Source organism: Microbacterium sp. DWRC1-3 (genome assembly GCF_049896645.1).
Lineage (GTDB): Bacteria > Actinomycetota > Actinomycetes > Actinomycetales > Microbacteriaceae > Microbacterium > Microbacterium maritypicum.
Genome location: NZ_JAFCUS010000001.1, coordinates 1,056,032 through 1,079,540, shown reverse-complemented (window position 1 = coordinate 1,079,540; position 23,509 = coordinate 1,056,032). Strand labels below are relative to the sequence as shown.

Below are 23,509 nucleotides of genomic sequence, written 5' to 3'. Positions count from 1 at the left end.
GACGCCCGGCATCGTCCGGGCAAAGCGAAAGGCCCTCTGGGGGTGGAGGCTTCTTCCGAGCTACCTGCTTGAATCAGAGCTGATGCAGAATTCGCCGTCCGCCTTTCGGGACAAGTAGCGAGACTCCGGCTCGTTCTTCGTCAGATCCGCGGCCGCGAGGAAGTCTTCTCTCGCCGCGGCGGTATCTCCTTCCGCTTCGCGGAGGTGTGCACGGATCGCGTGTGCGCGATGCCGGGTCAGGGGATGCTGGAGAAGCCGGTGGTCACGATCCAGTTGCTCGAGCAGGGCGTTGGCGCGAGCAGGGCCGAAGGCGTGGGCAACGGCGACGACTCGTGCGAGCATGACGAGTCCGCTGGGCTCGACTTGTTCGAGCGCCAGGTAGAGCGCGGCGATCTGTTTCCAGTCGGTCTCCTCGGCGCCAGGAGCGGATGCATGAACGGCGGCGATGGCGGCCTGCAGACGGTACGTTCCCACGTTCCCGTGAGCCCATGCGGTCTGGATCAGTTCCGTTCCTTCTCGGATCATTGCGTGGTCCCACTGCGTTCGGTCCTGGTCGGCCAACGGAATGAGATCACCGTTCGCCGTGGTGCGCGTCGCGCGGCGTGAATCGATCAGCAGCATGAGCGCGAGAAGGCCTGCCGGCTCGGGGTCTTCGGGAACGAGGGTATGGAGGAGCCGGGTGAGGCGGACGGCCTCGCCGGTCAGGTCGGTTCGGGTCAGCGCTGAACCGGTGGTCACCGTGTATCCCTCATTGAAGATCAGATACAGAACACGCATCACCGCGGACAGGCGGCTCGAGAAGTCGTCGTCCACTGTCAAATCGAATCGGGCACCGCTCTTTCGGATCTGCTGCTTTGCGCGGCTGATCCGCACGGCCATGGTCTGTTCGGTTACTCCGTAGGCGTGCGCGATCTCTGCAGTCGTCAACCCGCCCACCGCACGCAGCGTGAGGGCGATGCGGGACGCGGAGGAAAGGGCGGGGTGACAGCACAGCAGCAGGAGGTTCAGGCTGTCGTCGTGGTCGGTCAGGGGTGAGTGCGAGAGAGGAGGGTTCGGCTGGGAAGCCACGTATTCTTCTTCGCGGCGACGGTCTGCGGACTCGGCGCGGAGGGTATCGATCATCCGGCGGTAGGCGATGCGAATCAGCCAGGATCTCGGGTGTTCGGGGAGCGCATCCGGATGCCATTGCTGGCTCGCCGTCAGGAGAGCGTCCTGTACGGCTTCTTCGGCAATGTCGAAGTGGCCGAAGCGACGTACCAATGCTCCGAGAACCTGCGGCGCCTCGGTGCGCAGCAGATCCTCGATCGCCTGGGTCCGGGCGGTCACGCGAAGTCGTCTCCCATGATGGGACGGATTTCCATCGGCTCGCCGAGCATCTCAACCATCCGTGCGACGATGTCCTTCGCTCGCTCCAATCCGGACACGTCGATGACGGCGAACGACGCGAGGACTTCTTTGAGCTCCACGAATGGACCATCGGTCATGACGATGGTCCCGTCGGTCTTGCGTACGGTCGTCGACACCGCGGGGTGCCCTAGTCCTTCTGTGCTGACGAACTCCCCGCTGGCACGCAGTTCCGCTTCGAATTCCTGATATGCGGCGAACGCGGCAAGGGCATCTTCGGTGGGGGCATCCGCGGTTGAGGCGTCCCAGCTGCTGCTCGGCGTGTAACCGAGGATGAGGAACTTCACGATCTCGTCTCCTTGGGTAGGCGGGAGTCCAGGCTAGCGAGGTACGGTCGGCGACTTCAGCAAGGAGATGGCCGTCATGGTGCACCAGCCGAAGGCGAAGAGCCCGGTGATCGCCACTTGGATGCTGGCGATGTCGGGGATGACAGGGGCGAGGAGTGCGATCGCGACGATGCCATCGCCGACGACGGCGGCCACCCGACGCTCGCGGATTGCGCGCACGAGGGCGATGATGGCTGCCACAGCCAGCGCGGTGAACGCGACGATCGCCGCCGCCATGTGAACGAGAGCGTGCCACGTGGGCTCGGCGACCGGGCCGTCGGCAACTCCGAGGGGGAACCCGTTCGCCGGGTCCTGCGGGAAGACACCGGCGGCGATGAAGCCCAATCCACTGATCGCCACGAGGACGGGAATGGCGGCGCGGCCGGGGCCGCTGGTTGCGACTCGCCGGTGGCCGATCGAGAGGCAGCTCAGTCCGAGCCCGACCAGGACGAAGGTGAGGATCTGGATCCAGCCCAGATCGCCGGTGGACAGTTGGCTGAGTGGATGGATGCGAAGGTCGAATCCCGGGCGTGTCAGCATCTGCACGATGGCAGACAGATAGAACAGCGGCCCGGCGAACGCGCCGGCGAGCAGAAGGGACCGCGTCGAACGAGGCAGAGCTCGGCCCTCGCTGTGCGTGGTGCGTGGTGCGGAGTGGTTGACGGTCACGGTGTGCTCCTCGTGTCGATTGAAAGGTCGTTGCACAGATACCTCGGAGCCAGATGGCGAACCTTGACATCCGGCTCCCGCTGCCTTCGTCCGACCGTCCGCAGGCGAATCGTCTCCCACGATCTTCCGCACAGATGTCAATCGGTGCCGTTCGGCTCCGAGGTATCTGCAAAGGCTGCCCGCCGGGCCGCCGGCGAAAGGACATCTGATGAACGAGAACCCGCTGGAGAACATCACGGCCGAGCAGATCGACGCCTACGGAGTCGGTGAGCAGCCCGCGCCCAGCAGCGCGGTCACGGCGCTTGACCGACTGGTCGGCGAATGGACAGTGTCGGGGGGCGCTGAGGGCGTCGTCCGGTACGAATGGATGACTGGACGATTCTTCCTGCTCCAGCACGTCGAGCTCGAGCAGTTCGGCCAGGCCATCACCGGCATCGAAGTCATCGGTCAGCTGCGTCCTTTCGGAGAACCCGCTGGCACAGACATCGTTTCCCGGTTCTATGACTCGATGGGCAACACCCTCGACTACGTCTACGAACTGGAGGGGGACACGCTCACCATCTGGGCGGGAGCCCAGGGAAGCCCGGCCTACTTCGCCGGCACCTTCAGCGACGGCGATCGCGTGCTCGATGGCGCCTGGGTATACCCCGGTGACGGCGGATACGCGTCCACGATGACTCGCCGCTGAGACAGTCGACCTCTCGAAACGGACGGAGCAACAATGCCGAACAACAATGCCTCTCCCGATCCCTCGCTGCACCAGGTCACGTCCGCGGACGGCACGGAGATCTCGTTTGAACGCAGCGGGCAGGGAGAGACTGTCATCCTCGTGGCGCAGGCGTTGTCCGACCTTCGGGACAACCGTCGTCTGGGTGCTCTTCTCGCCGTCACCCACACCGTCGTGAACTATGATCGGCGCGGCCGCGGGAACAGCGGAGACAACGGCGCCTGGAGTGTCGCTCGCGAGATCGAGGACATCGAGGCGCTCATCGATGCACACGGAGGTAGGGCCGTCCTGTTCGGTGCATCATCCGGAGCGGTCCTCGCGTTGGACGCGGCTGCAGCGCTACCGGAGAAGGTCACAGGAGTCATCGCCTACGAGCCCCCCGTGATCGCGGACGATCGACGCGCACCTGTTCCTCGAGACCTCGCCGATCGCCTTGAGGGACTCATCAGAGACGGGCGTGCGTCTGATGCGGTTCGCGAGTTCAACCGCGTCGCTCTCGGTGCGTCCCCCCTCATGATCGCGGCGATGCGATTGATGGTCGGTCCATGGCGAACCATGGTCGCGATGGCCCAGACGACGGTATACGACACGCGCCTCTGCACGGGGCTGCAGGACGGAGTACCCCTTGCCACCGACAGGTGGAAAGGCCTGCGGGTGCACTGTCTCGTGCTCGTCGGAAGCAAGAGCGAACCGTTCATGCAAAGCGGAACCCGTGAGCTGTCATCGTTGACCGGAGCCAGCTACGCGACGGTCGATGGCGCACATCACGCGACGCCGATGATGAGACCGTCCGCGCTGATTCCATCGGTCCTGTCGTTTCTCAACGCCACACATCCATGAGGTCGCCCCCGCTGGTTCGATGAGCCGAATCGTGTCAACACAGAAGACGGGAGGTGCGACTTGATCTCAGATGGACACCCCCACAGAGAGGCGGACCGTGTGTTTCGGGCGCTGGGGGACGCCACCCGGCGAGACATCCTCGTCTGCGCGCTGCGCGAAGAGCAGTCCGTCAGTGAGCTCGCGCTGCGCTACGACATGAGCTTCGCGGCCGTGCAGAAGCACGTCGCGGTGCTCGAACGCGCTGGCCTCATCATCAAACGTGCGCGCGGGCGGGAACGGGTCGTGAACGCAGACCTGGCGGTGATCCAGCGAGCGTCACAACTGCTCCGCGCCTACGAATACCTTGGCCATGAGCGCTCGGACGACGACTTGAGTGCCGCTCCAGCACGCACCGCTATGGTCTGTAGTGGTAGCGACCCGACTCGCCGGGCTCAGATCACGGCTACAGAGCACGCGGCGACGATCATGACCGGAACGCCCGCAGAGCTCACGGCCATCGACGACGAAAGGCGGAGGAAGACGTGACCGACGGTACTGAACCCATCGCTGCACACAGCGTTGCGGTGTTCGACTACGGCGCGGCCGGTCCATACGCTGTCGCCTTCGGGGCGGGCGGAGAGATGTGGATCACTCTCGTGAACACCGGGGAGCTCGTGCGGCGGACTCCGGACGGGCGTGAGCGCCGGTTTGCCATCGGCGAGCGGCCAGGTCAGCTCATCGTGACCGCCGAAGCGACGTGGTGCGCGGTCACCGGCGCAGATCGGATCGCCATCATCACGAGCGATGATCGGTTGAACTTCATCGACGTGCCGGGCGGGCCCTACGGAATCGCGGCTGTCGGTCCCTATGCGTTGGTCACGCTCATGCAGGACAACAAGCTCGCCGAGGTCAGCCGAGAGGGACTCCGCAGCGAGGTCGCCGTCCCCTTGGATGGCGCATACCCGGCAATGGCCACCTCCCACCGGGACGGTTCTGTCTGGGTCTCACTCAACCAGCGTGGGGCACTCGCGCGACGGGACGCCGCAGGCGATACCGAACTCCTCATGCTGCCAGATGGCGCTGCCCCAGTCGGCATCGCGGCAGCAGGGGAGCATATCTGGTCCGCCGATATCGCTCGAGGAAGCGTACTTCGGGTCGACAGCGATCTTCAGGTCCGCGACTTCGACTTCGCGCCTGACAGCCGGCCGCACGCGGTGATCGCCGACGACACCGGCTGCTGGTTCACAGAATGGGGCGCGAACAGACTGGGCAGAATCACGGCGGAGGGCGAGGTCTCCGAATACGATCTCTCGGGCATCGGAGAAGAACCGCACGGCCTGGCTCTCGACGGTGACGGCGTCGTGTGGGTCGCATTCGAAAGCGGGGTCGTCGCCGGCATCAAGCTCTAGACGACGGTTCGACAGGCGTCGCGCTGTTTGGCGTTCGTTTGCCCGCGACATCGTGGAGCAATCGCAGAACACCGCCAGAACAGGAACAACTCCACACGTATGCACCAGACAAGGCGTCTGCAGATCGTCTCGTCGATCAGGTCTATCCGGACAGCACTGCGGCCACCCATAGGTTGAGTCGGCATCAGATTCTCTTCGTGCCGGTCGAGGTGGCAGAGATCCATTCCGTGCTGCACGCCCGGAAAGTGCTCGGCCGCGAGTTGTGGCATGACTGTCGACTGAATCTGTCGAATAGGACTCGGCCCAAAAAGGACAAGGCCCCGAGATCGTGATGATCTCGGGGCCTTTCTTGTTGCGGGGACAGGATTTGAACCTGCGACCTCCGGGTTATGAGCCCGGCGAGCTACCGAACTGCTCCACCCCGCGGCACAAGAAGTAACTTATCACGGATTCCGAAGGCGGGCGAATCCTGGGGGCCTCCGGGCGTCGTCCCGGGCGTGTCGATGCGAGAGGATGGAGACATGTCCGAGACCGCAGCCGTCCCCGTCGCCGTGTGCCAGTTCGCGCCGACCGCCTCCCGAGCCGAGAACCGGGAGCGGATCGCTGCGCTGACGGCCGACGCCGCCGGGCGGGGGGCGAAGCTGATCGTGTTCCCTGAGTACTCGAGTTACTTCGTCGACCCCATGGACGAGAGCCTGGCTGCCAATGCGGAGGACCTCGACGGGGAGTTCGTCGAGACCCTGAGGGCACTGGCCGCCGAGTACGCCGTCGTGATCGTCGCGGGTCTGGCCGAACGGGCGACCGACGGGCATCGAGTGCGCAACACCGTGGTGGCCGTGCGGGGTGACCGCGTCCTCGCCGTGTACCGCAAGCAGCACCTGTACGACGCGTTCGGCCAGACCGAGTCCGACTGGGTGGAGCCGGGTGAGGTGGGGGAGGCCGCGACTTTCGAGCTGGGGGGCCTGCGTTTCGGGCTCATGACCTGTTATGACCTCCGCTTCCCTGAAGTGGCCCGTTCCCTGGTCGATGCGCAGGCCGATGCCCTGGTCGTGCCGGCCGAGTGGGTCAGGGGGCCGCTCAAGGAACACCACTGGACGACGCTGCTCGCCGCTCGTGCGATCGAGAACACCGTCTACGTGGTCGCGGCAGACCATCCGACCCCGATCGGGGTGGGACACTCGCAGATCGTCGATCCCCAGGGCGTCGTACTCGCCGGAGTGGGAACCGCTCCCGGGATCGCCGTCGCGGTGGTCGAGAGGGAGACGATCGAGCGCGTGCGGATCACGAACCCGTCGCTGCGCGTGCGGCGGTACTCCGTCACTCCTCGTGAGGTCGTGGCCCCCGAAGCCTAGGCGCGAACCGGGCCCGGGGCAGGCACAGCAGGTGCGGTCACGCGGAGAAGCGGGCGAGGCGCGTCGCCGCCTCTTCGAGGACCTCGACGCGCTTGCAGGCGGCGAAGCGCACCAGGCCCGCGTATTCGCTCCTGTGCTCCTCGGAGACGAAGGCTGTGAGCGGGATCGCCACGACGCCCACGCGCTCCGGCAGGGCCCGGCAGAACGCCGCGGCGTCCTGTCCGCCCAGCGCCGTCGCATCCGCGACGGTGAAGTAGCCGCCCTGAGGCGCGTGCACGGTGAATCCGGCCGCCCTCAGCCCTTCGCCGAGGATCCCGTGCTTGTGGGCGAGCACGGCGGCCGCGTCCGTGAAGTACGCGTCGTCCATCCGCAGCCCCACGGCGACAGCCGGCTGAAATGGCGAGCCGTTGACGTAGGTGAGGTACTGCTTCACGGTGAGCACGGCCGTGATGAGCGCGGCCGGTCCATGCACCCACCCGATCTTCCACCCCGTCGTGGAGAAGGTCTTCCCGGCGGACGAGATCGTCAGCGTGCGCGCGGATGCTCCGGGGAGCGTGGCGATCGGGGTGTGCGCGGCATGGAACGCCAGATGCTCGTACACCTCGTCGGTGACGATGATCGCATCGTGCTTCTCCGCCAGGCGCACCACCTCTTCGAGCACCTCACGCCCGAAGATCGCTCCCGTGGGATTGTGCGGGTCGTTGACCAGGATGATCCTGGTGCGATCGCTCACCGTCGCGGCGAGCCGCTCGAGGTCGGGTTGGAAGTCCGGCGCGCGCAGCGGAACCGTGCGCAGCCGTGCCCCCGCGAGGGCCACGGCGGCGGCATAGGAGTCGTAGTAGGGCTCGAACACGACGACCTCGTCTTCGGGGCCGTCGATCAGCGCCAGCAGGGTCGCGGTCAGGGCCTCCGTCGCTCCGGCCGTCACGATCACCTCGCTGGAAGGATCGACACGGAGCCCGTAGAAGCGCCGCTGATGCTCGCTGATGGCATCGAGGAGATCCGGTGTGCCGCGACCGGGCGGGTACTGATTGGCTCCGCTCGCGATGGCGGCTCGCGCCGCCTCCAGCACCTCTGCGGGACCGTCCTCGTCGGGGAAGCCCTGGCCGAGATTGATCGCCCCGGTTCGAGCCGCCGCTGCCGACATCTCTGCGAAGATGGTGGGCGCGACGGTTCCGTCGGCAGCGAGCAGACCTGCCCCCGCTGCGGTACGACGCCATGCGCCGGGAATGACACTCATGAAGAACAGGCTAAGGCCATAGCTGAAACTCATCTTCGGCATAAGGAACGCACAGATACAGGCGTCATTCTGAAATGGTCGTCGAAGGAGCACACACCATGAACGAAGACAACCCCCAGGACCAGTCGGCATCCGCGTCGAACGACGCCACGCCGTCCACCGAGGCCGCACAGATCGCCGCTCAGCCGGTGACGGATGCCGCCGCTGACACGACCGCGCCGGCCGCTGCCGCCCCGGCGCCCAACGCGCCGGCCGCTGCCGCCCCGGCGCCCAACGCGCCGGCCGCTGCCGCCCCTATGCAGGGGCATCAGATGCCGTCGACGTTCACCTCGCAGGCCCCGGCCGCGCCCGTGATCGCTCCGGTCCATCACGGCTACGCAGCACCTGCCGCCGGCGCGCCGGGCGCAGCCACCGCGCAGGGAGCCGCCTTCGGCATCCCCACCGCGGCGTCCTACACCCAGCCCACGCAGCCGCTCGACGGCGGCGCCGCGTACGGCACGCAGGGCGATGGCGCGAAGACCAAGGAGCAGAAGCCTCGTGGGGGCGCGAAGTTCGCCGCCTTCATCGTCGCGGCCGCTCTGGTCGGCGGCGTCGCCGGGTTCGGTGGCGGTGCGCTGCTGAACGGCCTCCAGGACCGCCCGTCCTCCGGCACGGCCTCCGGTCCGCAGACGGTGACGGTGAACAACCCCGGATCGGTCAACGAGACCACAGCGGTCGCGACGGCCGCACTCCCGTCCGTCGTCACCATCGAGGTGGCGGGCGCCGATCAGGGAGGCAGCGGATCCGGTGTCATCATCAGCGATGACGGTTACGTGCTCACCAACACGCACGTCGTGACCCTCGGCGGCGCGGTCGCCGATCCGACGATCCGCGTGACCACGTCGGACGGGCGCATCTTCGAGGCGACCGTGGTCGGGACAGACCCGATCTACGACCTCGCCGTGATCAAGCTGAAGGACGCCAAGGGGCTGACCCCGATGGACTTCGCCGATTCCTCGAAGCTCAACGTCGGCGACACCGCTGTGGCGCTCGGCGCTCCTCTCGGGCTCGCGAACTCCGTCACCACCGGCATCGTGAGTGCGTTGAACCGCAGCATCCAGATCGCCTCGTCCGCCCTGCCCGACTCCTCCTCCGAGGACGCCCCGGACCAGCAGCAGACGCCGGATCAGGGTCAGGGCCAGGGGCCGTTCCAGTTCGACATCCCCGGAAGCGGCACGCCGCAGACCTCGGACTCCATCTCGATCGCCGTGATCCAGACGGACGCCGCGATCAACCACGGCAACTCCGGCGGCGCGCTCGTGAACAGCAAGGGCGAGCTGATCGGCATCAACGTGGCCATCGCGAGTTCGGGAAGCTCCGAAGAGTCGGGGTCGATCGGTATCGGGTTCGCCATCCCGTCGAACATCGCCAAGCGGGTGTCGGACGAGATCATCGCCGACGGTGCGGCGACGCACGGCCTGCTCGGCGCGTCCGTCCAGGATGCCTCGAGCGTGCAGGGCGCTACCGTCTCCGGGGCGTACATCGCCAAGGCGACCGACGGCGGCGTCGCCGCAGCTGCGGGTATCCAGGAGGGCGACATCGTCACCAGGTTCAACGGCGTCCCGATCACCAGCGCGAGCGATCTCACCGCGCAGGTGCGCGCGGCGGCGGCCGGCAGCGATGCCAAGGTCACCTACGTGCGCGGCGGCAAGGAGTACGACATCGAGGTGACGCTCGGCGAACTCGCCGGCTGACCCCACCACACACAGGGAAGGACGCCACCTCCGCGATAGGCTCGCGGAGTGGCGTCCTTCTCTTTCGGCACCGGCAATGCGGCCAAGCTCCTCCGGATCCCGTTGTATGCCGTCGGACGCATCGGCACCCTCCTCCTTCCGCGCGGCCGGCGCTGGGTCTTCGGCTGCGGTGCCGGAGTGGGCGACGGCGCTCTCGCACTCCAGCGCTACGCGTCGGAGGCGGGCCACGACACCGTCTGGCTCACGGCGTCGGAGCGCGAGGATCGGGACGCTGCCGCCCTCGGTATCCGCACCGTGCGCAAGAGCGGACTGCGCGGATGGTGGACGACCGCTCGGGCGGGGGTGCTCGTGGTCACCCACGGACTCGGCGACGTGAACCGCTACGCGAACGGCGGCGCTTTCGTGGTCCAGCTCTGGCACGGGATCCCGCTGAAGCGGATCGGGCTGGATTCTCCGGCGACGACCCAGGTTCCGAATGTTCCCGCGGCGGCGCTGTTGCGTCGCGCGGTCGGTATCCTCTACCGTGCCGCAGCCCAGCGCATCCGCGTGCTCCCGGCCGCTTCGCACCGCGCACGGGGGCGCTTGGAGTCCGCGTTCGGCCTGGGTGATGACCGTGTGGTGGTCACAGGGGAACCTCGCGTCGACGTGCTCTCGGCAGGATCGGCGGAACACGTGAGGTCCGCGGCATCCGCTCTGCTTCGCAGCGTCGTGGGGGAGGTTCCCGATACCGCGCGCACCATCCTCTACGCGCCGACCTGGCGTGATGGGGCTCCCGACCCCGCCGTTCCCACCGCTGAGGAGTGGATCCGCATCGTCCGGGTCCTCGAAGAGCACGACGCCGTCCTGTTCGTGCGCTCTCATCCCCTGGGAGAGGGCGGATATGCGCCCCCGCTTCCGAGCCGCAGGGTGCACGCGCTCGGCGCTGCGATGCTTCCCGACGTGACGCCGGCGCTCGCCGCGTTCGACGTGCTCGTCACCGACTACTCCTCGCTCGCATACGACGTCGGTCTGCTGCGCATGCCCGTGCTGTTCCTGGCTCCGGATGCTGAGGAGTACGCCCGCACTCGTGGCTTCTACGGCCGGTACGACGACGTCGCAGGCCCCGACGCGGCCACCGACTGGGCGGAGCTCCTGGCACAGCTCGAAGCGCTCCTCGAAGACACCGCCGCCCACGACGCGGCGTCCGAGCGTTCCGCTACGCTCAGCGCGGAGATGCACGCATATCGGGACGGGCGCAACACCGAGCGCGTGTACCAGGTCATCCGCGCGCGGGGGATTCCCGCGCCGAAGGGAGCAGCATGACAACGGCCCGCATCGATGACGCGGCGGAGGCCCTGATCATCGAAGGGACCGGTCAGCGACCGGAAACGGCCGACCTGGTCGGACCACGAGCGCACGTCGAGGCTCGTGTCACCGGGGGCGGCAAGACCTGGAAGGCGACGTTCCCGTTGCAGGCCTCCCGTTGGGGCGGCCCTTCGCTTCCCCTGCCGACGGGGACGTACGAGCTGCGGATCGCCGACGTCGATCTCGATGATGTGCGACTCGCTCCTACCGTGCTCACCGGGGTTCGGATAGCGTTGAATGCCGGTACCGTCCGCATCGCCGCGCCGGTGGATCCGGTGTACGAGACCGCTGAGGGGCGCTCGACCCTCGAGGAACGGTACGTCGCTCAGGCGGGCGGCACAGAGAACGCCGTGTTCTTCGAGAGCTTCTACGGACGAAGCGTCGGATGCAACCCGCGGGCCATCGATCGCGAGCTCGCAGCGCGCGCACCCGAGGTGCGACGCTACTGGAGCGTCGTCGACCTCTCGGTCGAGGTGCCGGAGGGGGCGATCGCCGTCGTCGAGGGCAGCCCCCAGTGGTGGCACGCCCGCGGAGCCGCACGGCTGCTGGTGGTCAACGACTGGCTGCGTCGACGATTCGCCCGCAAGCCGGGGCAGAAGGTGCTCCAGACCTGGCACGGCACACCGCTCAAGCGGCTCGCCCTGCACCGTCCCGGCTTCGATCCGCGACGGATGGCCGCGGTCGTGAAGGAATCCCGGCGCTGGGACGTCCTGTTGGCCCAGAACACCTATTCCGAGCGCATCCTGCGCAAGGCGTACGCCTTCCTCGGGCGGCCGATCTGGGTGGAGGGATACCCCCGCAACGATGCGCTCACCAACGGCGACCCTGCCGAGGTCCGCGCGGCGTTGGGGATCGGGCCCGAGGAGCGCGTGCTCCTGTACGCACCGACCTGGCGCGATGACCGTGCCGAGATGGTCGACTTCGTCGATGCGGAGCTTCTGGCGCACCAGGCGAACGCCGTGGTCCTCGTGCGCGGTCACTCCCGCACTCTGGAACAGGGACGCGATCGCGCGGGTGCACGGGTCATCGATGTGACCGGGTACCCCGAGACGGCACGGCTGCTTCTGGCGGCAGACGCCCTGATCACCGACTACTCCTCGGTGATGTTCGACTTCAGCGTCACCGGAAAGCCGATGTACTTCCTGGTGCCCGACATCGATCACTATCGCGGACAGCTGCGCGGGTTCTACTTCGACCTCGCGGAGCGCGCACCCGGTCCGCTCGTGCGCACTCAGGAGGAGCTCGCGGCCGCTCTGGACGACGCGGGCCACGTGGACGCGTACGCGGATCGCTATGCGGCCTGGCGGAAGCAGTTCAACTCCCGCGACGATGGTCATGCCGCGCAGCGTGTGGTCGACCGCATCCTCGATCTGGGGTTCGTCACGCCCTGAGTCCGCGCGGCCGCGTCAGGGGAGAGGTGTGTTCCGGGTGCCGAGGCGCGAGGCGTCGACGGTGTCGCGGGCACCGCGCAGCACACCACCCAGGAAGCCCAGGCCCCAGGAGATGTGCATCGTCGGCAGCACCAGGAGCGTCCACGCCCGCTGGCGCACGCTCCCTCCGCCGGGCGCGAGCGCCACGCCGATCACGAGTAGCAGATACAGCGCGAGCGGCACGTAGACGAGGATCGATGCGATCAGAGACGCCACTCCGCTGAGCACGCCCGTCAGCTGCAGGACGCCGATGACGACGGCGAGGGCCACGACCACCACGAGCGCGGGCGGGGCGAAATAGCGGATCCCGTTGCGGCGACCGAACCGACGCACGAGCTCACCGCGCCAGGCGCCCGTCGCGCGGAACTGCCGAGCCAGTCGCAGCCAGCTCTCCCGCGGCCAGTAGGTGACCGACAGATCGGGGTCGAACCACACCTTGTGGCCGGCCTGTCGGATCCGTAGGTTGAGCTCCCAGTCCTCCCCACGTCGGATCGACTCGTCGAACAGCCCGACCTCATCGAGGACGTCGCGCCGCATCACGCCGAGGTACGCCGACTCCGCCTCGCCCTCCTGCGAACTCCCGTGATAGGCGCCTCCGCCGAGCCCGACAGGGGAGTTGTACAGACGAGCGACCGCCTTCTGGAAGGGCGTGCGCCCCTCGGCGTGCATCACGCCGCCGACGTTCGCCGATCCGGTGCGCTCCAGAGTCTGCAACGCCAGGGCGGCGTAACCGGGGGAGAGTTCGGAGTGCGCGTCGACGCGCACGATCGTGCCGTAGCGGCTTGCCCGGATCGCGGCGTTCAGTCCCACCGGGATGTGCGCCGCAGGGTTGTCCACCAGCCGGATGCGGTCGTCCGTCGCCGCGAGTCGTCGGGCGAGCTCGGTCGTGCCATCCGTCGACGGGCCCAGCGCGAGCACGAGCTCGGTGGGGGCATCGACATCCTGAGCGAGCACCGAGGCGATCGCGTGTTCGAGGTACGCGCGTTCGTTGAGCACCGGCATCACGAAGGACACCCCGGGCAGGGGAGCGGAGAATTCGTCGGCGCGCACATGATGATCATGGCACGGTGTCCACGCACGTTCCCTGATCGAGGGCGCGGCAGGGCGTCCGCAGTCCGCGGGACGGGCTGCGGCGGGAGGATCGGACGCGGACGAACTATTCTGGAGGGATGGGTGCACTGTCTGACGCGAAGAAGGCATACCGTCTGCTGAAGCGGGCGCTCGCGTCTCGCACCGCGGTGCAGCGCGTGCGACGCCGGCTCGCCGAGCGCGAGCCGTTCCCGACCGACTACTTCAAGGTCGCGGTCTACTTCGCCGACGGTGCCGTGAACATGTACCAGATGCGTCAGTGGTACCGCCCGCTCGCCGAGCTCGCGAAGCGCTGGCCCGTCGTCGTGCTCTCCCGGCAGGCCACCGGGACCGAGAAGCTCCTCGAAGAAGACGCCCCTCCGGTGGTGTTCGTCCCGAAGGTGCGCGATCTGGAGCGGTTCATCGCCACCCAGGACATCCGCATCGTGCTGTACGTCAACCAGAACACCAGGAACTTCCAGATGTTCCGGTACGGGCGGCGCTGGCATGTGTTCATCAATCACGGCGAGTCCGACAAGATGTACATGACGACGAACCAGTACAAGGCCTACGACTACGCCTTCGTCGCCGGACAGGCCGCTCGGGATCGTCTCTCGCGCACGCTGTGGGATTACGACGTGAACCACCGCACGATCGAGATCGGGCGCCCGCAGGCCGATCACTACTCCGGAACGCTTCCGTACACGCCCGATGAGCGGACCGTCGTGCTCTATGCGCCGACCTGGGAAGGCGACCGTCCCAGCGCCCACTACGGTTCGATCGCTTCGCACGGCGAGGAGCTCGTGAGCCGGCTGCTGGCGACCGGTGCCCACCGTGTGATCTACCGCCCCCATCCCCGCAGTGGCGTGGTCGATGAGGCGTACGGCGCCGCGCATCGACGGATCGTGGCCGCGATCGAAGCGGCGAATGCCGCGGACGCGACCGCTCACCATGTCTACGACGCGGCTCCGGAGTTGGGCTGGCAGCTCACCGCGGCCGACGTCGCCATCGTCGACATCTCCGCCATGGTCTACGACCGGCTCGCCGCCGGAAAGCCGCTGATGATCACGCGTCCGACGGACGAGCAGGCATCGATCGACACGCAGGGCTACCTGTCGGATTGCGAATGGCTGACCGCGGAGGCTGCGGTCGACATCGTCGCCGAGGTCGATCGGGTCCGAGCCGATGAGGCTGCGATCGCCCGGCTGCGGATGTGGGTCCAGCACTACTTCGGCGACACCACGCAGGGGGTGGCGACCGCGAAGTTCCATGCCGCGGTCGAGCGCCTCATGCAGGAGTGGGAGCGTTGGCAGGCGCATGAGGTCGGAACCGTCCGCGAAGACGAGGACGACGACGACGAAGAAACAGACGACGAGGACGCCTGAGGATGGACTTCCCGCTCGCGAGGGCGATCGTGCCTCGCCTCGAGCTGGTGGCGGACACCGGTTCGACGAATGCCGACCTGCGGGCGAAAGCGGCTGACGCCGAGGGCTGGCCGCACCTGGCGACCCTGGTCACGCGCAACCAGACGGCCGGACGTGGTCGCCTCGATCGCACGTGGGTCGCGCCGGCGGATTCCGCTCTCGCGATCTCGGTGCTGCTGCGCACGATTCCGGCCGATCCGGCCGCGCGGGGATGGATCCCGCTCGCCGCTGGTGCGGCGATGACGGAGGCGATCGCCGAGCAGCTCGTCGGACATGACGTCGCCGTGAAGTGGCCGAATGATGTTCTCGTCGACGGGCGGAAGATCTGCGGCATCCTCGCGGAGGCGACGACGACGGCGGTGATCGTCGGGGCGGGCGTCAACACGGCCATGACGATCGAGCAGCTCCCTGTGCCGACGGCGACGTCGTTCGCATCCCTCGGCGTCGTCGTGGACGAGGACCGGTTGCTGTCCGCCTACCTCGAGAAGCTCGACGGGCACCTGTCGGCGCTGACCGCCTCTGGAGACGCCGTCGTGAGCGGCCTGCACGGTGTCGTGTCCGCCCGCTGCGCGACGCTCGGGCTGAGGGTCAGCGTGTCTCTGCCGGCCGGCCGCTCCCTCGACGGGGTGGCCACGGCGATCGATGCGGAGGGCCGTCTTCTGGTCGAATCGGATGGTCGCGAGTACCCGATCTCCGCCGGCGACGTCGTGCACGTGCGACCGGCCGGAACCTGACACGCCGCCGCACAGACGGCTTTGTCGCAGATCACGGGCACAATGGTGGGGTGACCCAGCCTGTGACGCTCGGCGGGAGGCCCCTGATGCCGCCGCCCGGTACGCCTTCGGAGGAGCTGCTGATCGCGCGCTTCCGGAGCCACGCACGTCGCCTGTTCTGGTCGGCACTCGTGCTCATCGCGACTTTCGGGGCGACGGGGTACTTCTTCGGCAATCTGCCGGAGGGTATCGAGGACTGGATGCTCCTCACCGCCGCCGGGGCTCTGGTGCTGCTGGCCGTCGTGCTGCCGTTCGTCATCTGGTACTCGCGGAGCACCACCGTCACGACCAGGAGGGTCATCGCCCGCCAGGGGATCGGTTCCCGTCGGCGTCACGAGATGTCCCATGCCCGGGGCTACACCATCGCCGTTCGCCGCGGTCCGCTGCAGCGGATGTGGGGCTCGGGCACGATCACGCTGTCGAACGGCGTCGACACGCCGCTGCGGTTGGCGAACGTCCCGAACGTGACCCTCGTGCATGAGACCCTCGCCGACCAGATCGAGGTCGGGCAGATTCTCGCGCACCGCGACGCGCAGGCCGTCGGCGACTGAATTCGGCGGCATTCGCACGGCCGAGCGCGGTGATCCGTGCCGCCGATCCGCAATCTGTCGTGCACGCCCGCATCGGTGCGGGAGAATGGGGGCAGACGAATGGAGGCGGCACATGGCGCTGCGTGTTGGCGTGATCGGCGGAGGACAGCTGGCCCGGATGATGATCGCTCCGGCGGTCGAACTCGGGCTCGAACTGCGAGTGCTCGCCGAGGGTGAAGGGATGTCCGCCGGACTCGCGGCCACCGCGGTCGGCGACTACCGGGATCTGGAGACCGTGCGCGCCTTCGCGGCCGACGTCGATGTCGTGACCTTCGACCACGAGCACGTGCCGCAGGACGTTCTCTGTCAGCTCGTCGCAGACGGCGTCGTCGTGCACCCGGGGCCGGACGCCCTCCAGTACGCGCAGGACAAGCTCGTGATGCGCGCGCGTCTCGCGGAACTCGGAGTGCCCCAGCCCGACTGGGCGGCTGTGCGCACCACGACCGAGTTGCAGGCGTTCCTCGACGAGCACGCAGGAGCAGGAGTGGTGAAGACTCCGCGCGGAGGCTACGACGGCAAGGGCGTGCGCGTGGTCCGTGCAGCACGGGATGCGCAGGACTGGCTGGAAGCGCTCGCCGAGGGGGAGGCGCTTCTCGTCGAGGAGCTCGTCCCGTTCGTGCGCGAGCTCGCGCAGCAGGTCGCCCGTCGAGCGGGCGGTGAGATTGTCGCCTATCCCGTGGTGGAGACCGTTCAGCGTGACGGCGTGTGCGCCGAGGTCATCGCTCCGGCCCCCGCCGCCGCCGAGCGCCTGACCGAGGTCGCGGAGGCGATCGGCCGCACCATCGCCGAAGGGCTCGGCGTGACCGGGATGCTCGCGGTCGAGCTGTTCGAGACCGACGACGAGCGCATCCTCGTGAACGAGCTCGCCATGCGGCCGCACAACAGCGGGCACTGGAGCCAGGACGGCGCCGTCACCGGCCAGTTCGAACAGCACCTGCGTGCCGTCGCCGATCTTCCTCTCGGGAGCACCGCGCCGCGAGCCGCGTGGTCCGTGATGGTCAACATCCTCGGCGGACCCGTCGAGGGGACGCTCGACGAGCGTTTCGGCGCGGCGATGGCCGAGCACCCGCAGGCGAAGATCCACACCTACGGGAAGGCGCCGAGACCGGGCCGCAAGGTCGGACATGTGAATGTCGCCGACGACGACCTCGACGACGCGGTCTACGTCGCCAGGGCCGTCGCCGCACACTTCGACTGATCCGCAGCCCGCATCGCCTCTTCGCCGACACATGCGGGGCAAGAGGCGTGCCGTTCGGGGAATCTCACAGCGGCAGACCGTACCCTGATCTGGTGACCGAGCCACTGCACTCTTCCGCCGAGCCTCTGGTCGGCGTCGTGATGGGATCCGACTCCGACTGGCGTGTGATGAGCGACGCGTCCCAGGCGCTCACGGACTTCGGCATCCCGCACGAGGTCGAGGTGGTATCCGCACACCGCACCCCGGACAAGCTCATGTCGTATGCGCGAGAAGCGCGCTCGCGCGGCATCCGCGTCATCATCGCCGGCGCCGGGGGAGCAGCCCACCTTCCGGGAATGCTCGCCTCGATGACTCCGCTCCCCGTGGTGGGTGTCCCTGTGCCTCTCGCGTATCTCGACGGCATGGACTCCCTGCTGTCCATCGTGCAGATGCCCGCCGGCATCCCGGTCGCGACGGTCTCCATCGGCGGCGCTCGCAATGCGGGTCTGCTCGCCGCACGGATCCTCGGAACGGCCGACGCCGCTCTCGCTGACCGCGTCGAGGAGTACGCGCGCGATCTCGAGGCGCAGGTCGAGGAGAAGAACGAACGGCTGAAGGCCTCCCTGTGACTCTTGCGCCTCCGCGCGCAACACGGCGCCCGCTGATCGAGACCCGGCCGCTGCGGCACCCGGACTCCGCCGATTCGGGGATGATGACCAAACGCGGGTGGTGGCTGGTCGCCGTGAACCTCCTGGTGCCGGGTTCCGCCCAGGTCCTTGCCGGCAACCGCCGCCTCGGCCGTTTCGGGCTCGGCGCCACACTGGTCTCCTGGGTACTCGCGATCGTCGCTCTCGGACTCGCGCTCTTCGCACGCCCTGTCCTGCTGTGGCTCACGATCGGCGGCGGTTTCTTCTCGGCCGCCGTGCTGACGATCGTTCAGGTGCTGCTGGTGGGATACGTCGTGCTCTGGGTGGTGCTCACGTTCGACACTCTGCGCCTGGTGCGCCTTGTGAAGGTGCCAGGAGTCTCCCGACTCGCCATCCCCGTCGTGGCGCTGGTGCTGCTGGGACTCGTCGGCGGCGGGGCGGGATACGCAGCCACCGCCGTCGGATCGGTGCGCAACACCATCGGCTCGATCTTCGGACAGAGCGGTCCCAGTGTGCAGCCCAGCGACGGCTACTACAACATCCTCCTCCTCGGAGCCGACAGCGGCGACGGCCGCGACTCCATGAGGTTCGACAGCATCTCGGTGGTCTCGGTGAACGCCGACACCGGTGCCGTGACGATCACCGGCATCCCCCGAGAGCTCCCCAATGCGCCGTTCAGCGACGGCAGCCCGATGCAGGAGCTGTATCCGGAGGGGTTCGAGGGCCACGGCTCCTCTACCTGCGGCTGGAACGGATGGATGAACCACGTGCGCAACGCCGCCGAGGTCTGCCGGGAAGACGCCGGCGCCGGTCTCTACCCCGACGCCGTGGCCAACGGGTCGGAACCGGGTATCGAGGCGACGAAGGATGCGGCCGAAGGCGTACTCGGGATCGAGATCCCGTACTACGTGTTCGTCGACATGCACGGCTTCGCTGAGCTCGTCGATGCACTGGGTGGTGTCGAGATCGACGTCACGGAGCGGCTGCCCAAGGGCGGTCCGCCCGAGGGGTGGACGGGCACCGACGTGAACGAGTGGGCTATCGGCTGGATCGAACCGGGAACGCAGCGCATGGACGGCGACACGGCGCAGTGGTACGCCCGTTCGCGCTACACGACCAGTGACTGGGACCGGATGAAGCGTCAGCGGGAGCTGCAGGCTGCCATCCTCGCCCAGTTCACGCCGCAGACCGTCCTCACCCGATTCAACGAGGTGGCAGCGGCCGGGACGGCCCTGATCAGCACGGATCTCCCGTCGGACAAACTGCCGGAGTTCTTCGACCTGATGCTCAAGGCGAAGGAGCAGCCGGTCACGTCGATCGAGCTCACCCCCGACGCCGGCGTGGACGAGCACCAGCCCGACTACGCCTTCATCCACGACTTGATCCAGCAGAAGCTGCATCCGCCGACGGAGACGCCGACGCCCGAGCCGTGATCACGGCCGCCTGAGGGTCGAGCTCCCCGCTCGGCACCCCATGCGCGCCCCTCTGTGCCGACGCCATGAACGACAAAGCCCACGGCCGTCTCCCGAAGGAGAACGACCGTGGGCTTCCGGTGGATTCCACCGGATGCACCAGACGACGGTGATCGGAGGGGGAGGGATCACCGTCGTCCAGTCGACCACCGCACGAGGCGGCAGCCGGACCTAGGCGCGCTTGCGGCGCGATGCTCCCACCGCGACGAGGGCTCCACCGGCGACCAGAGCTGCTGCTCCGCCGCCGAGGACCCAGGGCGACACGCTTCCGCCGGTGAGAGCCAGCTCGATACCGCCACCGGTGAGCGGCAGCTCCGATCCCGCGGTCGCAACCCCGGGATCGTGGTCGCAGCTGGTGGCCGCATCGTGGCCGTGCGAAACCGTGATCGTGGCGGTGTACGAACGCGAGCCGTTGAAGGCGACGGCGTAGGATCCCTCACCGTCGGACGGCGGACGGAACGTGAGGGTCAGGCTTCCGTCGGCGCCGGCGATGTTGCCGGAGACGGCGGCCTTGCCGGCGTTGTAGCCGGACACCGACACGTTCACGTTCTCGGACGCCAGGAAATACCCCGGACCGAACACGATCGTCGAGACTTCGCAGATGTCGATGATCGGGTCGCCGACCTTGGCGCCGGGAGGCGTCGGATACGAGTCGGACGACGCGGCCGGCGCAGTCGGCGCAGCGGTGGCCACAGTGGGCGCGACGAGTACGAGCGCGCCAGCGGCAAGGCTGATGACAGCCAGTTTCTTCAGCATGATTTCTCCCCAGAAATTTCACGCGGAATCGCTTTTGGACACACCCCTGCATCCAACTGCGTGGCGTCTTCCTGCCCCCACGGCAGGATGGCAGACGCCAGATATTCCCCAGTGAGTCGACAGTACCCTATCGAGCCGGGAATGTCACGAGGCGCATCGGAGGGGCTCCCGTGTCGTGTCGGGGGTGTGGATCAGCGGGGTGTGCCGCACATCCGTGAGTCGCTCTCCCGCACCGGTGCCCTGGAACTCGACCGTGATCGTCGTCGATTCGCCCGGCGCGAGGGAGACCTCGTGCTGCACAGCCGAGCGGTCGCCGATCATCGCCGTCTGCACGCCCTCTTCTGCGCCGTCCCGGTCGATGCGCGACGGCGTCGCCCCCTCGGGGCCGTACACGGCGATCAGCGTGCGCACCGTGCCTGCGGGCACGCCGTAGAAGCCGTCCGCCGTGACGTAGGGCGGCAACGAGGTGGCGGCGTCGGCGGGGGCCGTGTTGGTCCATGTCACCCGCACCTGCGTGGTCGGGGTCCCCTGGCAGCTCCCGACCGATGTCGAGATGGATGCGCGGGTGTAGAAGTCCATCTTGCCGCCGGTGGTGTCGTTCATCAGCACCCCCACGTAGGTCGCATCGACGCTGTCGGTGGGAATCGTGCCCCCCAGTGCAGAGCCGACGAGCACGGCCTCTTCGTCGTCATGGGCGCTCCAGATCCGGATGCGGCCCTCCTCCGCCGACGTCGCCAGTGCTCCGATCAGTGCGCGCGGGTCTCCTCCGGACAGCGCGGCGCCGAAGAGCGCTCCTGCGGCCTGCGCGAAGATCTCGTCCTGCACGGCGGGATCGGGAACCGCGGCGTAGATCTCTGAGAGCAGGATGTCGGTGACGTTCTCGGGCGTCGCCGTGAACGGGCCGAACGTGAGGTCTCCGGTCGCCGCGATCAGATGCTTCGCGACGACGGCGTCCACGGCGATGACGCCGTCGACGGTCCCACCGAATCGACCCTCCCAGCGGGCGGCGATGGCAGCTCCTGCCTCGCTGAAGTCGGGGATGCTCGTGATGTTCTGCAGATAGCGGCCGGGACGGTCCTCGAAGAGCGCGATCGTCGAGTCGCTGAGGGGCAGCGCGGTGTCGAGCGGAGGGAAGTCCCGCGTCGACGCCTGGCTCTGGAGGGTGATCCTGCCCCCCTCGGCGTGCAACAGGGCGATGGATCCGATGATGCCGCCCGACGAGCGCAGCTCAGCGTTGTTCTGCATCGCGAGTACGTAGTTGCGCGGTCCCTCGCCGCCGAGCATGGTGGGCAGCAGCACGGCCGCGCCATGGAGCGAACCCACGACCGTCGCGGCCTCGGTGACGGATGAGCGCATGGTGCGGATGGCGTCGGCGAGCGGCGGGAGCGTGGCGTCGGCGTCGATGCGTCGTGCGTGCAGCTGCGCGGTGCTGAGCGCGGTGTCGGCCGTGCCGAGCGGGCCGGCGATCTCTGCGAACGGCGCCAGATCGATCGCCCCGCCGGCGAAGCCCAGGCTCGCCAGATCGAAGTCCGCCGCCACGTCGAGGAGGGGCGTGAGCGCGTCGGCCGACACGTCGTCGGCGATCTCGGCGATCTCGCTCACCGCGCTGAAGTTCGGTCCGATCCATGGCAGGGCGCCGAACGCGTGCCACACGGGGTCGGACGTCAGGCTGCGAGCGGACTCCGCGTTGTGCGCGATGCTCTTCGCGAGCGGCTTGGCTCCCTCGAGGTCTCCGGCCGCGATCGAAGACTTCAGCTGAGAGGCGCCTTTCGCCACCTGCTGGAGGTCGTTCACCGCGCCGATCCCACGGATGCAGACCCAGCCGATGGCGATCAGGAGAAGGGAGAGCAGAACGCCGACGGTCCACCCGATCCATCGGCGCCGGACGGGAAGTCGACCATCGCTCACCCGAGCATTCAAGCACGAACCGCTGCAGTGGTGGTGGGGGAAAACTGTGCGAACGCTGACATTCGGGCGGCGCGGTCGGCGCGTTCCGTGGGGGAGCGGCACGGCGAAGATAGCCTGTGGGCATGGGTGCTCGGCTGCGTGTTGTTCTGGATCAGCTCGTGAGCGTCGTCGATGCCGATCATGCGGACGCCGCGGTGGGACTCGCGGCAGGACTGGTCGCGACGGCGCCCTCCGGGTGCGCGGTCGATGCCATCGTCCCGTCGGGCGCGACCGTGCCCGTGGCGGGAATCGGGGACGTCCGCACCCTCGGCATGGGGCGCCGAGAAATCGCTGCCGCCTGGCAGCTCGGGATCGTCCCCGGTGTCGGCGGGGGACTGATCCATTCGCCGACGCTCATGGCCCCGCTCGTGCGCCACGATCGCGTGCACGACAACGACCAGACCACGGTCACGGTGTGGGATCTGCGCGCATGGGAAGCGCCGGAGACGCTCTCCAAAGGCAGCGTCGCCTGGCAGCGCGGCATGCTCCGACGCGCCGTCAGGCATGCCGACGCGGTCGTGGTGCCCTCGCACGCCGTCGCGGAGCGTCTGTCCGAGCTCGCGAAGATCGGCGACCGTCTCCGTGTGATCGCCGGTGCACCGCCTCAGGGATTCCGTGCTCCCGGTGACGCGTCCGAGCGTCGCCGCGCTCTCTCGCTGCCCGACGAGTACGTGGTTCTCACCGGGTCCGTCTCGAGTCTGTCCGACGGCTTCCGGGGTGCGGTGGCCGCCGGCCTCGACGCGGTGGTCATCGACGCGCCCGAAGGGGCGGAGCCTCGTCACGCCGACGCCGCTGCGGCGGCAGGACTGCCGGAGAGGCGCACGCATGTGCGGGGGGCACTGAGCGTCGAGGATCGTGCAGCGGTACTAGACGGCGCATCCGCCTATGTCGCGACGGACGCGGTGGCAGGCTGGCCGTGGCGCGCGGTGGAGGCCATGGTGCTCGGCGTGCCCGTCGTGGCGGTCTCCAGCGGGTCGCATCGGGACGTCATCGCCGACGGGGGCATGCTGGTCCCCGCCGAGGCGATCGCCGACGCGGTCGCCGAGGCGACCGGTGGAGCGGCGGACAGACTCCGCGTGCTCGCCTGCGACCGGTCGCGAGCCTTCTCCTGGGCGAGCTCTGCGGAACGCCTCTGGGGCCTGCACGCAGACCTGTGATTCGCTGAGAGCAACCTGCGCATACGGGCGACACGCCGAAAAGTT

22 protein-coding genes and 1 tRNA gene are annotated in these 23,509 nt (G+C 68.1%); 15 read left to right on the top strand and 8 right to left on the bottom strand.

What is annotated here, in order from left to right; all coding sequences use genetic code 11:
• Positions 1 to 60: 60 nt before the first annotated feature.
• Genes ACP699_RS05170 through ACP699_RS05160 form a run of 3 tightly spaced genes read right to left on the bottom strand, consistent with a single transcriptional unit; the run spans position 61 to position 2,399 of the window.
• On the bottom strand, positions 61 to 1,326 hold the full coding sequence (locus ACP699_RS05170) for an RNA polymerase sigma factor (protein WP_127482606.1): 1,266 nt from the start codon (positions 1,324 to 1,326) through the stop codon (positions 61 to 63).
• Positions 1,323 to 1,691, bottom strand: coding sequence for a YciI family protein (locus ACP699_RS05165; protein ID WP_127482605.1), 369 nt, complete (start codon positions 1,689 to 1,691; stop codon positions 1,323 to 1,325). Before ACP699_RS05165 ends, ACP699_RS05170 begins: the two co-directional genes overlap by 4 nt.
• A 33-nt stretch (positions 1,692 to 1,724) precedes the next feature.
• Positions 1,725 to 2,399 carry a DUF998 domain-containing protein gene (locus ACP699_RS05160; RefSeq protein ID WP_241244555.1) on the bottom strand — a complete coding sequence of 225 codons (675 nt, stop codon included), beginning with the start codon at positions 2,397 to 2,399 and terminating at the stop codon, positions 1,725 to 1,727.
• A gap of 208 nt (positions 2,400 to 2,607) precedes the next feature.
• Here ACP699_RS05160 and ACP699_RS05155 point away from each other — a divergent pair, with 208 nt between their 5' ends.
• From ACP699_RS05155 to ACP699_RS05140, 4 genes are all read left to right on the top strand, one after another.
• The gene (locus ACP699_RS05155) at positions 2,608 to 3,087 is read left to right on the top strand and encodes a hypothetical protein (protein ID WP_127482604.1); all 480 of its coding nucleotides are present in this window, start codon (positions 2,608 to 2,610) and stop codon (positions 3,085 to 3,087) included.
• A 33-nt stretch (positions 3,088 to 3,120) separates the two neighbouring features.
• Positions 3,121 to 3,966: an alpha/beta fold hydrolase gene (locus tag ACP699_RS05150; RefSeq protein ID WP_127482603.1), complete on the top strand. Its 846-nt coding sequence runs from the start codon at positions 3,121 to 3,123 to the stop codon at positions 3,964 to 3,966.
• A gap of 99 nt (positions 3,967 to 4,065) precedes the next feature.
• Positions 4,066 to 4,491, top strand: a complete 426-nt coding sequence (locus ACP699_RS05145) for an ArsR/SmtB family transcription factor (protein ID WP_426169725.1) — start codon at positions 4,066 to 4,068, stop codon at positions 4,489 to 4,491.
• Entirely contained in the window at positions 4,488 to 5,354 is an 867-nt protein-coding gene (locus tag ACP699_RS05140; RefSeq protein ID WP_127482602.1) for a virginiamycin B lyase family protein, read from the top strand. Before ACP699_RS05145 ends, ACP699_RS05140 begins: the two co-directional genes overlap by 4 nt.
• A gap of 352 nt (positions 5,355 to 5,706) precedes the next feature.
• Here ACP699_RS05140 and ACP699_RS05135 read toward each other — a convergent pair.
• Positions 5,707 to 5,780: transfer RNA gene (locus ACP699_RS05135), tRNA-Met, on the bottom strand.
• A gap of 95 nt (positions 5,781 to 5,875) precedes the next feature.
• Between ACP699_RS05135 and ACP699_RS05130 the strand changes: the two genes are divergently transcribed.
• Positions 5,876 to 6,706 carry a carbon-nitrogen hydrolase family protein gene (locus ACP699_RS05130; protein ID WP_270409625.1) on the top strand — a complete coding sequence of 277 codons (831 nt, stop codon included), beginning with the start codon at positions 5,876 to 5,878 and terminating at the stop codon, positions 6,704 to 6,706.
• Between the two features lie 37 nt (positions 6,707 to 6,743).
• On the opposite strand, the gene ACP699_RS05125 is transcribed toward ACP699_RS05130, so the two are convergent.
• A complete protein-coding gene (locus ACP699_RS05125) occupies positions 6,744 to 7,946 on the bottom strand; it encodes an aminotransferase class I/II-fold pyridoxal phosphate-dependent enzyme (protein ID WP_426169720.1) in 1,203 nt (400 codons plus the stop codon).
• A 98-nt stretch (positions 7,947 to 8,044) separates the two neighbouring features.
• Here ACP699_RS05125 and ACP699_RS05120 point away from each other — a divergent pair, with 98 nt between their 5' ends.
• From ACP699_RS05120 to ACP699_RS05110, 3 genes are read left to right on the top strand one after another with little or no spacing between them, the layout of a single operon-like run.
• Positions 8,045 to 9,679 carry a S1C family serine protease gene (locus ACP699_RS05120; protein WP_426169717.1) on the top strand — a complete coding sequence of 545 codons (1,635 nt, stop codon included), beginning with the start codon at positions 8,045 to 8,047 and terminating at the stop codon, positions 9,677 to 9,679.
• Between the two features lie 48 nt (positions 9,680 to 9,727).
• The gene (locus ACP699_RS05115) at positions 9,728 to 10,981 is read left to right on the top strand and encodes a CDP-glycerol glycerophosphotransferase family protein (RefSeq protein ID WP_055864340.1); all 1,254 of its coding nucleotides are present in this window, start codon (positions 9,728 to 9,730) and stop codon (positions 10,979 to 10,981) included.
• Positions 10,978 to 12,414 (top strand): CDP-glycerol glycerophosphotransferase family protein, encoded by a 1,437-nt coding sequence (locus tag ACP699_RS05110; protein WP_426169713.1) that lies wholly within the window; start codon positions 10,978 to 10,980, stop codon positions 12,412 to 12,414. The genes ACP699_RS05115 and ACP699_RS05110 overlap by 4 nt, the downstream gene beginning before the upstream one ends.
• A 15-nt stretch (positions 12,415 to 12,429) precedes the next feature.
• Here the strand turns inward: ACP699_RS05110 and ACP699_RS05105 are convergent, their stop codons facing one another.
• Positions 12,430 to 13,503: a glycosyltransferase family 2 protein gene (locus tag ACP699_RS05105; RefSeq protein ID WP_426169710.1), complete on the bottom strand. Its 1,074-nt coding sequence runs from the start codon at positions 13,501 to 13,503 to the stop codon at positions 12,430 to 12,432.
• Between the two features lie 119 nt (positions 13,504 to 13,622).
• Between ACP699_RS05105 and ACP699_RS05100 the strand changes: the two genes are divergently transcribed.
• The 6 genes from ACP699_RS05100 (at position 13,623) to ACP699_RS05075 (ending at position 19,565) form a co-directional block, all read left to right on the top strand.
• Positions 13,623 to 14,906 carry a CDP-glycerol glycerophosphotransferase family protein gene (locus tag ACP699_RS05100; protein ID WP_055873235.1) on the top strand — a complete coding sequence of 428 codons (1,284 nt, stop codon included), beginning with the start codon at positions 13,623 to 13,625 and terminating at the stop codon, positions 14,904 to 14,906.
• 2 nt (positions 14,907 to 14,908) lie between these two features.
• Positions 14,909 to 15,679 (top strand): biotin--[acetyl-CoA-carboxylase] ligase, encoded by a 771-nt coding sequence (locus tag ACP699_RS05095; protein ID WP_426169706.1) that lies wholly within the window; start codon positions 14,909 to 14,911, stop codon positions 15,677 to 15,679.
• Positions 15,680 to 15,765: 86 nt separating this feature from the next.
• Positions 15,766 to 16,269, top strand: a complete 504-nt coding sequence (locus ACP699_RS05090) for a PH domain-containing protein (protein ID WP_127483427.1) — start codon at positions 15,766 to 15,768, stop codon at positions 16,267 to 16,269.
• A gap of 112 nt (positions 16,270 to 16,381) precedes the next feature.
• Positions 16,382 to 17,506, top strand: coding sequence for a 5-(carboxyamino)imidazole ribonucleotide synthase (locus tag ACP699_RS05085; RefSeq protein ID WP_426169703.1), 1,125 nt, complete (start codon positions 16,382 to 16,384; stop codon positions 17,504 to 17,506).
• 140 nt (positions 17,507 to 17,646) lie between these two features.
• Positions 17,647 to 18,114 carry a 5-(carboxyamino)imidazole ribonucleotide mutase gene (gene purE / locus ACP699_RS05080; protein WP_055866727.1) on the top strand — a complete coding sequence of 156 codons (468 nt, stop codon included), beginning with the start codon at positions 17,647 to 17,649 and terminating at the stop codon, positions 18,112 to 18,114.
• An 80-nt stretch (positions 18,115 to 18,194) separates the two neighbouring features.
• The gene (locus ACP699_RS05075) at positions 18,195 to 19,565 is read left to right on the top strand and encodes an LCP family protein (protein ID WP_426169700.1); all 1,371 of its coding nucleotides are present in this window, start codon (positions 18,195 to 18,197) and stop codon (positions 19,563 to 19,565) included.
• Between the two features lie 210 nt (positions 19,566 to 19,775).
• Here the strand turns inward: ACP699_RS05075 and ACP699_RS05070 are convergent, their stop codons facing one another.
• Both ACP699_RS05070 and ACP699_RS05065 read right to left on the bottom strand, forming a co-directional pair.
• Positions 19,776 to 20,360, bottom strand: a complete 585-nt coding sequence (locus ACP699_RS05070) for a hypothetical protein (protein WP_426169697.1) — start codon at positions 20,358 to 20,360, stop codon at positions 19,776 to 19,778.
• Between the two features lie 144 nt (positions 20,361 to 20,504).
• Positions 20,505 to 22,268: a DUF4012 domain-containing protein gene (locus tag ACP699_RS05065; protein ID WP_426169694.1), complete on the bottom strand. Its 1,764-nt coding sequence runs from the start codon at positions 22,266 to 22,268 to the stop codon at positions 20,505 to 20,507.
• Positions 22,269 to 22,390: 122 nt separating this feature from the next.
• Here ACP699_RS05065 and ACP699_RS05060 point away from each other — a divergent pair, with 122 nt between their 5' ends.
• Positions 22,391 to 23,464, top strand: a complete 1,074-nt coding sequence (locus ACP699_RS05060; protein ID WP_055873218.1) for a glycosyltransferase — start codon at positions 22,391 to 22,393, stop codon at positions 23,462 to 23,464.
• Positions 23,465 to 23,509 lie beyond the last annotated feature (45 nt).